The sequence below is a fragment of the Bradyrhizobium sp. CCGE-LA001 genome (assembly GCF_000296215.2).
Lineage (GTDB): Bacteria > Pseudomonadota > Alphaproteobacteria > Rhizobiales > Xanthobacteraceae > Bradyrhizobium.
In genome coordinates, this window is sequence record NZ_CP013949.1 from 3,683,137 (window position 1) to 3,696,400 (window position 13,264).

Genomic DNA, 13,264 nt, shown 5'->3' on the forward strand with positions numbered 1-13,264 from the left:
TCAGGCTGTTGCGAGGTTGGACCTGCCACGCCCCATCCGCCGCTCCAGCCTCTGGCTGAACAGCGACAGGGGGTAGCACATGGCGAAGTACGTGACGGCGATGATGGCGTAGATGGCGAACGGCTCGAACAGCGAGTTGTTGACGATCTGTCCCGAGCGCATCAGCTCGACGAAGCCGACCACGGAGGCGAGCGAGGTGTTCTTGATGATCTGCACCATGAAGCCGACGGTCGGCGGCGTGGCGATGCGGATCGCCTGCGGCAGGATCACCTTGACCATGCGTTGGGTCCGGCTCAGCGCCAAGCCTTCCGCGGCCTCCCATTGCGGCTTCGGCACGGACTGGATGCAGCCGCGCCAGATCTCGCCGAGATAGGCGGCGACATAGAGCGTGAGCGAGGCGCCGGCGGCGACCAGCGGCGAGACCTTGAGGCCGATGGCAGCGAGGCCGAAATACCCCAGGAACAGGATGACGAGCAGCGGTGTGCCCTGGATCAATTGGACATAGACGGCACTCGCGATCCGCACCGACTTCAGCGGCGAGATCCGCGCCAGCGCGATCACAAAGCCGACGATGCCGCCGCCGATCAGCGCGATCAGCGACAGACCAATGGTCCAGAGCGCGCCCTGGCCGAGGAACATGAGATGGTTGATGTTGAGATGTCCGCCCATGGTCATCTCACAATGGCGTGCCGAGCCGGCGCCGGCGCGGGAAAAGGACGAGGCCGAGGCCCCAGAAGCCGGCTCGCATCACCAGCGACAGGATGACATAGAGCACGGCGACGATGATGTAGGTCTCGAAGGCGCGATAGGTGTCCGACTGGATGTAGTTGGCGACCGCGGTGAGCTCCTCGGCGGAGATCTGCGAGCAGACCGAGGAGGCCAACATCAACAGCACGAACTGGCTGGTGAGTGCCGGATAGACCTTCTCGACCGCCGGCAGCAGGATGATGTGCCAGTAGATCTGGAAGCGCGACAGCGCCAGCCCTTCGGCGGCCTCGATCTGCCCGCGCGGGATCGCTTCGAAGCCGGCCCGCATGATCTCGGCGGTATAGGCGCCGACATTGATGGTCAGCGCCGCGACCGCCACGGTGAAGGCGGAGTATTTCAGGCCGAGGCTGGCGAGGCCGAAATAGACCAGAAAGATCTGCACCAGCAGCGGCGTGTTGCGGATGGTCTCGACATAGACCTTGCAGGCGCCTGATATCAGCGAATTGTGCGCACCGCGCCCGACTGCCGCCAGCGTGCCAAGCAGGGCGCCGAGCACGGTCGCGAAGAATGCCAACTCCAGCGTCAGCACCGCACCGGCCAGAAAGCTTGGCCAACGCTCCAGCACTGCGGGAAAGTCGAGTTGGAGGCTCATCGTGTCAGGGTCAGCCGGTTGTCTGGTTTGTCATGCGGTCATAGACGCGGAACAGCGCCTGGTTGCCGTTGCTGCCTTCGCCATGGGCGCGAGCATCGACATATTGGCTGGTGACGAGCGCCGTGCCGGGCAGCGGCACGTTGAGCGCCTGGGCATGCTCCTGCACCAGGCGAAGGTCCTTGAGCTGCAGATCGATGCGGAAGCCGGCGGATGCGTCGCCCGCGATCATCGCGGGGCCGAGCTTGTCCAGCATCCAGGACGCGGCGGAGCCGCCGAGCAGCACCCGGCGCAGCAGATTGAGATCGATGCCCGAAGCGCGGCCGAGCGCGAGCGCCTCGCAGATCGCCTGGATGTTGATGCCGCAGATCAGCTGATTGCACAGCTTGACGGTCTGTCCGGCGCCGGATGCGCCGACATGGGTGATGGTCGTGCCCATCGCACGGAAGAACGGCTCGGCCTTGGCAAAGGCGTCGGCATCGCCGCCGGCCATGATCGAAAGCGCAGCGTTCTTGGCGCCCACCGGTCCGCCCGAGACCGGCGCGTCGATGAAGCTGACGCCCGTCTGTTGCAGGTCGGCATGGATGCGGCGGACGGCAACCGGCGAGATCGTGCTCATGTCGACGATCAGCTTGCCGCGCGGAGGAGACTTCAAGAGGCCCTGCTCGCCGTAGATCGTCGCCTCGACATGCGGTGTGTCGGGCAGCATGGTGATGACGATATCGGCGCCTTGCGCCGCATCGGCGGGGCTGCTCGCGCGGGTCGCGCCTTGCTGGACGCTGTCCGACACCGCAGCTTCGTTCAGATCGAAGACGCGGACCGCGTGGCCTGCCACCAGCAGGTTGCGCACCATCTCCCGGCCCATCGTGCCGATGCCGATGAAGCCGACATTGCCCTTGTCGTTCCGTCCCATGTCGTCTTTCCGTTTCTTGTTGATAGACGTCTCGGTCGAAGCTTGCGCGATCAGCCCGAGGCACTGGTCTTGTCGATGTCGCCGACGATGGCGCGTCTGCGGTATTCGTCACCGATGGCGAAATGCTTGCGCAGCGTCGCATCCGCGCGCTCCGGGTCGCGCGCGATGAGCGCGTCGAAGATGCGGCGGTGATCGTCGACGAGGTAGGTCTTCATCGACGGGAAGGCCTGCACCAGCTTGCGGCGGTTGCGGTGCGAATGCGTCAACAGGCCCGCCATCGAGGCGTGTAGCACGCTCAGCGTCTCCGAATGCGAGGCGACGACGATGGCGCGGTGGAAGTCGAAATCGGCCATGCCGCCGGCATCCGCTTCGTCGATCGTCTCGCCGATCTTTGCCAGTGCACGCTGCAGCCGTTCGAAATCGGCGATGTTGGCGCGCTCGCAGGCAAGCCGGATCGCCTGGCATTCGATCGCGACGCGCGCCTGCATGACGTCGTCGAGCATGTCGGCCTGCTGGGCGAGCGCGAAGGTGAAGAAGTCGTTCAACACCGAGACATCCGGCCGCGTCACCACGGTGCCGATGCGGTCGCGGATCTCGACGATCCCGAGCACGGTGAGGGCGCGCAGCGCCTCGCGCACGATCGGCCGGCTGACGCCGAGCAGGGTAGCGAGCTCGCGCTCCGAGATCAGGCGGTCGCCCGGCCTGAGCGAGCCCGCGAGGAGGCGTTCGCGCAAGAAGGCGAACACCTTCTCGAACCCCTTTTCGCCCTCGGTGGCCCGCTTGAGCTCCATCCCTGTCTCTTTGGTCTGATCTTGGTAAGACCAGTATGCTTACCAGAACGCGGAGGTCAAGAGGCTTCATCCCGGAGAGATCGGCAGGGCTCAGCAGGCGTCGCGGGGCGCGGCAGTGGTACGGCTTCACGGCGCCGCCGCCGGCTCCGTGTCAGCTTCGTCTGCGACGGCTCAGCTTAGACGTCCCGACCGGTCGTCCTCGCGCTCTCCTGGTGTTCGACCGACGCAAGGAGGTCCAGTTGGCTCGCCAGAGCGAGGTAGGCGTTGGAAACACTCAGAAGGACATTGGCGAGGCGCTTCGCCGATTTTCGATCGTTGGCACGCGCGCGATATTGCGCGGCGAGCGTCCGGCATTCCTCGGCTTTGAGCATTCAAACCCCAAAGGAAATTGAACGCGACGTCGCTTTCCCTGTTCCTAAAATCATCCCGTCCGCTTCGCGCAGGTATCGTGTTGTGCGGAAGCGCCGAAGTTCTACGCGGTGATCGTTGGCTTCACCATCCTTGCGATCGGCTTGAACTTTCCTTGACCTGAACCCGATGCGGGCGCTCGTCTATCCGGAGGTGGGTCTAGGAATTTTCCACGCCTCCGCTGTTGCTCTTCAGTCTCCTGAGGCGATGCCGACTGAGCGGAGGCTTGAACGCTAGCCGGGCAGCGGCGCTTCCGCGATATCGAGCAGCGCCCCGAGACCTTGTCGAAGGCGACGCGTGGCCGCGTTCTCGGTGGCGAGGCCGAAAACAACGAGCGATCGTCCTGTCACCGCGTAAGCGTGCCCGAATTCGAACGCGGGCATTTGGGCATCCGGCTGATTGGTATCGATCAGCCCCAACCAGCGGCTTCCATCGGTAACGGGCGGCAAGGTGAAATTCACGACGTCGTAATGGGCGTTGTAGACCAGCAGCATGGTGGCGTCCGAGCCGCGGCGTTTGATGCCGGTCTCCTGGGCGCGTCCGTCGAGCAGCATGCCGAAGCACTTGGCGTTGCCGTCCTGCCATTGCTCGTCGGTCATCTCGTCGCCGGTAGGCGACAGCCAGGCCACATCCTTGACGTCGAGCTCTTCGTTATGGGAGCCGACCAGGAATCGGCTGCGATAGAGGATCGGGAAAGCCTTGCGCGTCGCAATCAGTTTGCGCGTGAATTCACGCAAGTTGCGGCCGTTCGCGGTGATGCCCATCCAGCCGAGCCAGGTGGTCTCGTTGTCCTGGGCGTAGGCATTGTTATTGCCGTTCTGCGTGTGCCCAAATTCATCCCCCGCAAGCAGCATCGGCGTGCCATGGGACAGCAGCATTGTCGCGAGCAGGTTCCGCTTCTGGCGTTCGCGCAGCCCGGTGATTTCGGGATCGTCCGTCGGTCCTTCCACCCCGCAATTCCAGGAATGATTGTTGCTGTGACCGTCGCGATTGTCTTCCCCGTTCGCCTCATTGTGCTTGTCGTTGTACGAGACGAGGTCGTTGAGGTTGAAGCCGTCATGTGCGGTGACGAAGTTGACGCTGGCCCAGGGCCGCCGTCCGCGCTTGTTGAAGAGATCGCCGGACCCCGACACACGCTTTGCGAGATCCGCCAGCGTACCTTCATCACCTTTCCAGAAGGCGCGAACGGTATCTCTGAACTTGTCATTCCACTCGGCCCATCCAGGCGGAAACTGGCCGACCTGATAGCCGCCGGGACCGATGTCCCAGGGCTCAGCAATCAGCTTGACGCTGGAAAGCACCGGATCCTGACGGCAGGCATCGAGGAAGCCGCCGCCTTCGTCGAAGCCGTAGGGCTCGCGCGCCAGTATCGTGGCGAGGTCGAAGCGGAAGCCATCGACCCGCATCTCCGTTGCCCAATAGCGCAGGGAATCCGCGACCAGCTGAAGCACCCGCGGGTGCGACAGGTTCACCGTGTTTCCGGTGCCGGTATCGTTGATGTAATAGCGCTTCTGGTCCGGCAGCAAGCGGTAATAGCTGGCGTTGTCGATGCCTTTGAACGACAACGTCGGGCCGAGTTCGTTGCCCTCCGCGGTGTGATTGTAGACGACGTCCAGGATGACCTCGATGCCATGGGCGTGGAACTGGTTGACCATTTCCTTGAATTCGTTCGCAAACGGCGTCTTCAGGTAACGCGGCTCCGGCGCAAAGAAGGCGATGGAGTTGTAGCCCCAATAATTGCGCAGGCCTTTGTCGACCAAGTAGCTGTCATCAACGAAGGCGTGGATCGGCAGCAGCTCCGCGCTGGTGATCCCGAGCGAGCGCAGATAGGCGGGGATTTCCGAATGCGCGAGGCCCGAAAATGTGCCGCGGTCAGCTTCGGGCACCAGCGGATGCAGCTGCGTGAAACCCTTGACGTGCATCTCATAGAGGATCGTCCGCTCCCACGGCACTTCGGGCTTGCGCGCCGCGCCCCAGGTGAACGCGGGGTCGATGATGCGGCACTTCTGCATCAGTGGCGCACTATCGCGCTCGTCATAGGAGAGGTCCTTGTCGGCGTGATCGAGCTGGTAGCCAAACAGCTCGGGCCCCCAGCGCAGTTGCCCGACCAGTTGCTTGGCATAGGGATCGAGCAGGAGCTTGTTGGGATTGAAGCGGTGTCCGGCGTCAGGTTCGTAAGGCCCATGGACGCGATAGCCGTAGACGGTGCCGGGCCGGGCCGAGGGCAAATAGCCGTGCCAGACCTCATCGGTATATTCAGGAAGCTCGATCCGTTCGAGTTCGGTTTTGCCATCGTCGTCGAACAGGCAGAGCTCGACCTTGGTGGCGTGGGCCGAGAACAGCGCGAAATTGACGCCGAGACCATCCCAGGTGGCCCCGAGCGGAAACGGTTTGCCCTCGGTGATCCGGGATCGGCGCAGGCTCGACGCCGCCCGCGTCAGGGCGTCGTCTGATTGCGTTTTTTGGTCCATGTCTGCCCCCGATGACAATCCGGTCAGGATGTCGGCGCTGTTGCGGGTACCTCGGTCGCGTCCTGCTCAGTGGCCCCAGCCGCGGCGATCACTGCCGCGGGAGGCACGTCGGCCGGCTTGGGCAGCGCGTTGGCGCGCTGCTTGGAGACTTCCTTGCTGATCGCGGAGATCGAATTGCCGATACGCTCGGCGATCGCAGTCAGCTCGCTATCGGACAGACCCAAACGTTTTCTCACGAGGCGCATTTGAGTGCGGTCGGTCAGGTCGAGCTTGTTGCGGATTGGTTTCAATGTCGAGCGACGCATAGCGGCAACTCCTTGTGTGTGTCGTAACCGTCGCTCGGTGATTCCGTTCCAGCAGCCGGCAAATGGTGGTCAGGCCGCGCTCACCGCGCGCACCTCCAGGCTCGCGGAAGGTATCGGCATCCGGATGGCGTCTTCGCTTGCGGGGATTGCGAGCATGTCTAACTGCGGTGCTTGCTGGAGCGCCGGCAAGCGGCGGTAAGCCGCGAGATAATCCCGCGCCATCCGCTCGGCCGTGAAGCGTTGCTCGAACCGGGCGCGGATCGCCTGGCGCTCGAGAGTGCCGACCGACTTGGCTGCCGCGACCGCCTCGTCCACGGAGCTGACCACAAACCCGCTCACGCCGTGATCGATGACCTCCTCCACGGAGCCATGGGCAAGTGCAATCACGGGCGTGCCGCAAGCCATCGCTTCGATCATGACCAGGCCGAACGGCTCCGGCCAGCAGATTGGAAATAGAAGCGCACGGGCGTTGCCGAGGAAGTCGGCCTTCTGGAATTCGTTGATCTCACCGATGAATTCGACATTCGGATGGGCTGCGACCATCGGCGCGATGACCTGATCCCAATAGCGTTGATCGGCAGCGTCGATCTTGGCCGCCATCTTGAGCCGAACACCGGCCCTGGCCGCAATCTCGATGGCCTTGTCCGGGCCCTTTTCAGGCGAGATCCGCCCCAGGAAAGCAAAATAGTCTCCGCAAGGCACATGCCTATAGGGCAGAACGTTCTCGGGCAATCCGTGAAGTACGGTGCCGAGCCAATTGACTGGCGGCATCGGACGTCGCTGCGCATTCGAAATCGAGACCAGCGGGGGCTCGGGGAAGGCAGAGTAGAACTGCAACAGATCGGGGAGATCCAGCCGCCCATGCAATGTCGTGAGAATCCGATCCCGGTAGGGCCGCATCAAAGGATAGTGCAGGTGATCGATGTGGAAATGAAGGACGTCGAACTCGTCTGCACGCCGCGCAACCTGATCCAGCATCATGACGTGATGGGGCGTCATGTCCTTGACCGCGGGATCGAGACGCAGAGCCATCTTCGAGCACGGCACCAGCTCGGCCGAGGTGATCGAATCACCGCTTGCGAACAGCGTGACCTCGTGGCCTTGCCGCACCAGCTCCTCGGTGAGGTATGAGACGATCCGCTCGGTGCCGCCATAGAGCCGCGGCGGGCAACTCTCCGCGAGAGGCGCGATTTGCGCGATCTTCATTGCCTGCCCCCAAATGCTTTCTAGAGCGATGATCTGTAGAGAGCCGCGTATGACTTCGCCGAATCCGTCCAGCTGAAGGCCTGTGCCATCGCTGCACGGCGCATATGATCGAGCCGGTCTTTCATGCCGAAGGTCGAGAAGGCTCGGCACAGGCTTCCGAGGAAGCCGGGCGCCGACGGGCGATCGAACAGGAAGCCGGTCTCGCCATCGACGATGGTCTCGGCCAGACCGCCAGTGCGATGCCCAATCGGCAACGAACCGAACCGCTGGGCGTACATCTGGCTCAGCCCGCAAGGCTCGAAGCGCGAGGGCATCAAGGTGAAGTCACTGCCTGCGAAGATTTTGCGCGCCTCGGCGTCGTCGAAGCCGATCTTCACGGCGATTGACCGGGGCGCGCGGGTCTGCGCGTTCAGCAGCGCCTCCTCGAATCGCGGCTCGCCCTTGCCGGTCACGACGATCTGGCCGCCAGCGTCGACGATCGCCTGCGCGCTCTCGATCACGAGATCGACGCCCTTCTGGTGCACCAGGCGCGCCACGAGCGCGAACAGCGGACCTCGCGAGACCGCAAGACCGAACTGATCCCTGACATCGTCGGCGTTCAGGGCGCGTTCGGTCCAGTCCCCGGCACCGAAAGGCTGGAGCAGCGACGCGCACGTTCGCGGATCCCAGCTTTCGTCGATGCCGTTGAGGATACCGGACAGCTGATTGCGGTCGGCCCGCTGCCTCAAGAGGCCTTCGAGACCGCATCCGAACTCAGCGGTCGTGATCTCCCGGGCATAGGTCTGGCTGACGGTGGTCAGATGCGAGGCATAGACCAGCCCGGCTTTGATGAAGGACAGGCGGTTGTAGAACTCCACGCCGTCGATGTTGAAGCTTGCCTCGGGAATCCCGAGCTGGCCGAGCGTGCTGCGGTCGAAGACGCCCTGATAGGCCAGATTATGGATCGTGAAGACCGTCGGAATGTGCGCGTAGTGCCATTCCAGATATCCGGGAATGAGCGCGCATTGCCAGTCGTTGGCATGAACCAGGTCGGCAGACCAATGCTTGTCCACCAGCCCCCTGGCAAGCTGCGCGGCAGCGTAGGAAAAGGTCGCGAACCGGATGTTGTTGTCACCCCAATCCGACCCGCTGCGATCGGAATAGGGCGTGCCGTCGCGCTCGTAGAGCTCGCGACAGCGGACGACGTAGAAGCTCAGGCCGTCGGCGGTATGGCCGAGATCGATCTCGAAAGCCGGTAGAGCCGCGAAAGGCTGGCACCGTCCCACCGGCTTGAGGTCTTGCAGACCTCGCAGCACGGACGGATAGCCTGGAATGATGACGCGTACGTCAGCGAATTCCCGTAAGGCTCGCGGCAGAGCCGCGGAGACGGCGGCAAGGCCGCCAACTTGAATGAAGTCCGATACTTCGGGCGTCGCGAACAGGATCCGCATCTGCTACGCCCGCCAGCCACAAGAGCGACAGTGGTCTTTGCCAGCCATCTTTTTTGCATTCCAACGCGCTCCCCCAGCGAAGCGACACCCCTCAATTCTGCGCCGCAGCAAAGGTTCCTACCCAACGGCCGCGCGCTGTTCTTTTTTGCATTTGGTGCAAAAGTGTACACACGAGAGTCTGCAGCGTTGCCACGCTTAGGCTGCTGACCGTAGGCATCTCACCAGGAACGAATGCGCACCTGTCAGCTTTCCGTCTTCACGCATGCTCGGGCGATCTCAGGGGTGCCCGATCGAGGGGGACGCGAAAGGCGAACGAAATTGAATCAGCAGTTGGGAATTGCCGGGCACAACCGGTGCCACGGTCCCCGGATCATCGAAGGCGGGGTGTGTTTCAATCTCTGGGCGCCGACCGCGGAATCCGTCGAACTGCTCGAGATCGGCCGGCCGCCATGCCGCATGACGCGCGACGCCGACGGCTGGTACCAGCTGATGTCACCGACCGCTCGCGCCGGCACACGATATCAGTTCAGGATCAACCAGGATCTGGTTGTTCCTGATCCTGCCTCGCTTTTCCAGCCCGACGACGTCGGCGCGCCAAGCGAGGTGCTGGATCTATTGACGCTCCGGGAGGCGAGTCCCTATGCAGGGCGTCCCTGGGCGGAGACCGTGATCTATGAGCTGCACGTCGGCACCTTCAGCGAAGAGGGGACCTATGCGGGTGTCGAGAAGCGGTTGCACTATCTGCGTGACCTCGGCATCACTGCCATTGAGCTGATGCCGATCAACGATGTCCCGGGCCGGCACAATTGGGGCTATGACGGTGTGCTTTTGAATGCGCCGAACGCGCGCTACGGCAGGCCGCAGGATCTCAAGCGGCTGTTGAGGGCAGCTCACGACCTCGACATCATGGTCTATCTCGACGTGGTCTATAACCACTTCGGGCCCCAGTTGAATTATCTGCACAGCTACGCGGAGAATTTCTTCAACAAACGCCACAGCACCGGCTGGGGGCCCGCCGTCAACCTGGAAGCACGCGATGGCGCTTTCGTGCGCGAGTTCCTGATCGAAAACGCACTAATGTGGCTGCGCGACTACGGCTTCGACGGGCTGCGCTTCGATGCCGTTCACGCCCTGAAGGACGATTCCGAATGGCATTTCCTTGTCGAGCTTGCCGAGACCGTCCGCCAGGAATTACCGGGCCGGCGCGTGCATCTGATGCTCGAGAACGAGGCCAATCAGGCGCATCTTCTGGATCGCGTGGAAGGACGCCCAAGATATTACGACGCCCAATGGGGTGATGATTTCCACAATGCGCTTCATGTCCTGCTGACGGGAGAAGACGAGGGATATTACCGCGCGTTCGCGGACAAGCCGCTCGAACATCTTGCGCGATCTCTTGCGGAGGGCTTCGCCTACCAGGGTGAAGTCTTCGCGCTTCACGATGAACCCCGGGGCGAGCCGAGTGCCCATCTGCCGCCAGAAGCCACGATCTTCTTCGCGCAGAACCATGATCAGATCGGCAACCGGGCTCTGGGGGAGCGGCTGTCGAAACTGGTGAGCCCGGAAAAGCTGCGCCAGACGATGGCGCTGGTCCTGCTCAATCCGCATATCCCGATGCTGTTCATGGGCGAGGAAGCGGCGGTCGAAACGCCGTTCCTGTTCTTCGCGGACTGGACCGGAGAAGCTGCCGAGTTGACGCGGGAAGGGCGGCGCAAGGAGTTTGCGCATTTCAAGTCATTCTCGACGCCCGAAATGCGCGCCAGAATTCCGGACCCTTGCGATGAGAGGACGTTTCAAGCCTCGAAGCTTGATTGGAGCAGCATTGACCGTTCTCCCGGCTGTGCGCGCTTCCGGGCTTTGACGGCGCAGTTGCTGCAGATCCGGCGCGAGAAGATCGTGCCGTTGATCGAACGAGGTTTTGTTTCGGCGCAGCGTGAACTGCTCGGCGATGATCCTCGTCAGGGCGGAGTGCACGTGCGCTGGCAGACAAAGCGGGGAGAGGTTCTGCAGATCGTGGCCAACTTTGCGGGCGAGCGACTGCCCATGCCGCAACTGGTGGAAGGCGAGTGCCTTTGGCGGGGAGGGCCGGCTGAAGAACAACACCTCCTGCCGGGCGACATCATCGTGCGACTGGGGCAGGTCCGACCCGCCTGAGCTTGCGGCGCGCGCTGCCAACTGCGATCATTGGTGCAAACCGGATCATGATGCAGTGACCCTGACGTCCCTCAGAAGCAACGTCCGCAGCCTTTACGAGGGCGCAACGCCGACCGGCGTGGGCTTCCGTTATGCGCTGCTCGCCTTCGATATCGTGACCGTGCTGTTCATCATCGGAACGTCGTTCCTGCCTCCCAGCGAGATCGTCGAAACGCTCGATGTTCTCTTCGGCATCCTGCTGCTGGCCGATTTTTCGGCACGGCTCCTCGTGGATCGACATCCGTTTCGGAAGTTTACTCAGCTCGCGACGTGGGCTGACATGGTCGCCATCGTATCCTTCCTGGCGCCGCTTGCCGGCGAGGCGGGGGGCTTTCTCCGGATCCTGCGAACGCTGGGGCTGCTCCGCGACTACCAGATGCTGGTGAGGTTGCGCATCGATTCTCCGTTCTTTCGGCGCAACGAAGAGGTCATCTTCGCCGTCACGAACCTGGCCGTGTTCATCTTCGTCATGACCGGGATCGTCTACGAGACCCAGAAGTTTCGTAACGACGAGATCCGGAACTATGCCGATGCGTTGTATTTCACTGTCACGGCACTGACGACGACGGGCTTTGGCGACATTACCCTGGCGGGTACGTTCGGTCGTCTGATCACCGTCGTGATCATGATTTTCGGTGTCACGCTGTTCTTCAATCTGGCCCGCGCGCTGCTCAGTCCGCACAAGGTGCGGTTTGCCTGCCCGACCTGCGGGCTCCAGAGGCACGATGCCGACGCCGTGCATTGCAAGGCCTGCGGCACCGTCCTCAATATTCCCGATGAGGGCGCCGTTTGAAGAAGTTCGGCGACCCGCGACCCGGTTGGACGACCCTCGATGGTGACATCATGCCAGGGTTTTGCCCGACGGATCAAGTTTGGTTTCGGAATAACGTAAGTCACAGATCGGACAGGGGTCTCCTACTGTGCATGGGGTTGTTTTCGCGGCTTTGCTTTGACCGTCCCACTGCTGACAGCATGTTGGCAGCAGGGGCCGGCTACGACCGGCTCCTGACAAAAGGGGAGCGGGTGATGCCGATCGAGGCAAGCTGTCATTGCGGTGAGACGGTGTTCGAGGTAACCGAGGCGCCTTCAAGCGTGACGCGTTGCACCTGCACGCTGTGCGCCAAGCGCGGCGCACTGTGGGCCTATTACAAGCCGGCCCAGTTCCGCCTGCTGTCGCCCGCGGACAACGTTGCGACCTATCTCTGGGGCAGTCGCACCGTCAAACATCATTTCTGCGCGAGCTGCGGCTGCGGCACTTATTCGGAGTCGCCGGACTGGTCGGCCGGCAAGCCCGACTTCGACAATCCCAAGGTTGCGGTCAATGCGCGCCTGTTCGACGATTTCGACCTGGAGGCCGTGCCGGTGAACGTCATCGACGGCAGGAATTTGTGGTGAGCGTCATCGCAACACCACCCAGGCCGGCGCGTGATCGCTCGCGCCGTCCTCACCGCGGATCTTCTTGTCGACGCCGGCCTTGGCAAGACGCGGGGCGAGGGCGGGGCTGAGCAGGAGATGATCGAGCCGCAGGCCCGCATCGCGCGGCCAGCGGTTCCGCTTGTAGTCCCAGAAGGTGTAGATGCGCTTCTCCGGATGCAGCTCCCGGATCGCGTCGCACCAGCCTTGTGCGACCAGCGCGGCAAATGCCGCGCGGCTCTTCGGCTGGATCAGCGCATCCTTGTCCCATGAGCGCGTCGGATAGATGTCGATCCCGGTTGGCGCGACGTTGTAATCGCCGGCGAGAACGACGGGCAGGTCCTGCTTGATGAAGGTCTTGGCGTGGCGCTTGAGCCGCGCGAACCAGTCGAGCTTGTAGTCGAATTTCGGCCCCGGCTGCGGATTGCCGTTCGGCAGATAGATGCTGGTGACGATGATCCCGCGTATGGCGGCCTCGATGTAGCGGGCTTCGTGATCGGAGGGTTTGCCAGGCAATCGGTCGCGCGTCAGCACGGGCTCGGCATTGCGGGCGAGGATGGCAACGCCGTTCCAGGTCTTTTGTCCACACCACACCGCGCCGTAGCCGGCCTTTTCAATGGCGGCCGCCGGAAATTCGCCATCACTTGCCTTCAATTCCTGAAGCGCGACGACATCGGGCTTCGCCACGCGCATCCATGCCAACAGATTGGGCAGGCGGCGATTGATGTTGTTGATGTTGAACGTCGCGATCTTCATGTAGAGCTGCGGCTCCTGCCT

The 13,264-nt window shown here is 62.8% G+C and carries 13 protein-coding genes; 3 read left to right on the top strand and 10 right to left on the bottom strand.

The window, feature by feature from the left end:
- From BCCGELA001_RS16895 to glgA, 9 genes are all read right to left on the bottom strand, one after another.
- Positions 1-669, bottom strand: coding sequence for an amino acid ABC transporter permease (locus tag BCCGELA001_RS16895; RefSeq protein ID WP_060737692.1), 669 nt, complete (start codon positions 667-669; stop codon positions 1-3).
- 7 nt (positions 670-676) lie between these two features.
- A complete protein-coding gene (locus BCCGELA001_RS16900; protein ID WP_008551898.1) occupies positions 677-1,360 on the bottom strand; it encodes an amino acid ABC transporter permease in 684 nt (227 codons plus the stop codon).
- 10 nt (positions 1,361-1,370) lie between these two features.
- Positions 1,371-2,270 carry an NAD(P)-dependent oxidoreductase gene (locus BCCGELA001_RS16905; RefSeq protein WP_008551896.1) on the bottom strand — a complete coding sequence of 300 codons (900 nt, stop codon included), beginning with the start codon at positions 2,268-2,270 and terminating at the stop codon, positions 1,371-1,373.
- A 50-nt stretch (positions 2,271-2,320) separates the two neighbouring features.
- Positions 2,321-3,061 (bottom strand): FadR/GntR family transcriptional regulator, encoded by a 741-nt coding sequence (locus tag BCCGELA001_RS16910; RefSeq protein WP_008551893.1) that lies wholly within the window; start codon positions 3,059-3,061, stop codon positions 2,321-2,323.
- A 176-nt stretch (positions 3,062-3,237) separates the two neighbouring features.
- Positions 3,238-3,432 carry a hypothetical protein gene (locus tag BCCGELA001_RS16915; protein WP_008551891.1) on the bottom strand — a complete coding sequence of 65 codons (195 nt, stop codon included), beginning with the start codon at positions 3,430-3,432 and terminating at the stop codon, positions 3,238-3,240.
- Between the two features lie 270 nt (positions 3,433-3,702).
- Complete coding sequence (gene glgX, locus BCCGELA001_RS16920) at positions 3,703-5,940, bottom strand: glycogen debranching protein GlgX (RefSeq protein WP_060735843.1); 2,238 nt, start codon at positions 5,938-5,940, stop codon at positions 3,703-3,705.
- Between the two features lie 23 nt (positions 5,941-5,963).
- Complete coding sequence (locus tag BCCGELA001_RS16925) at positions 5,964-6,245, bottom strand: DUF3606 domain-containing protein (protein ID WP_008551877.1); 282 nt, start codon at positions 6,243-6,245, stop codon at positions 5,964-5,966.
- 69 nt (positions 6,246-6,314) lie between these two features.
- The gene (locus BCCGELA001_RS16930; RefSeq protein ID WP_060735844.1) at positions 6,315-7,451 is read right to left on the bottom strand and encodes a glycosyltransferase family 4 protein; all 1,137 of its coding nucleotides are present in this window, start codon (positions 7,449-7,451) and stop codon (positions 6,315-6,317) included.
- Positions 7,452-7,471: 20 nt separating this feature from the next.
- Positions 7,472-8,881 carry a glycogen synthase GlgA gene (glgA, locus tag BCCGELA001_RS16935; RefSeq protein WP_008551864.1) on the bottom strand — a complete coding sequence of 470 codons (1,410 nt, stop codon included), beginning with the start codon at positions 8,879-8,881 and terminating at the stop codon, positions 7,472-7,474.
- 318 nt (positions 8,882-9,199) lie between these two features.
- Between glgA and treZ the strand changes: the two genes are divergently transcribed.
- The 3 genes from treZ (at position 9,200) to BCCGELA001_RS16950 (ending at position 12,469) form a co-directional block, all read left to right on the top strand.
- Positions 9,200-11,035 (top strand): malto-oligosyltrehalose trehalohydrolase, encoded by a 1,836-nt coding sequence (gene treZ, locus BCCGELA001_RS16940; RefSeq protein WP_236840876.1) that lies wholly within the window; start codon positions 9,200-9,202, stop codon positions 11,033-11,035.
- Positions 11,036-11,090: 55 nt separating this feature from the next.
- Positions 11,091-11,867 (top strand): potassium channel family protein, encoded by a 777-nt coding sequence (locus tag BCCGELA001_RS16945; protein ID WP_008551862.1) that lies wholly within the window; start codon positions 11,091-11,093, stop codon positions 11,865-11,867.
- A 233-nt stretch (positions 11,868-12,100) separates the two neighbouring features.
- Positions 12,101-12,469 (top strand): GFA family protein, encoded by a 369-nt coding sequence (locus BCCGELA001_RS16950; protein ID WP_060737694.1) that lies wholly within the window; start codon positions 12,101-12,103, stop codon positions 12,467-12,469.
- Between the two features lie 3 nt (positions 12,470-12,472).
- Here the strand turns inward: BCCGELA001_RS16950 and BCCGELA001_RS16955 are convergent, their stop codons facing one another.
- Entirely contained in the window at positions 12,473-13,243 is a 771-nt protein-coding gene (locus tag BCCGELA001_RS16955) for an exodeoxyribonuclease III (RefSeq protein WP_008551858.1), read from the bottom strand.
- Between the last annotated feature and the right edge of the window lie 21 nt (positions 13,244-13,264).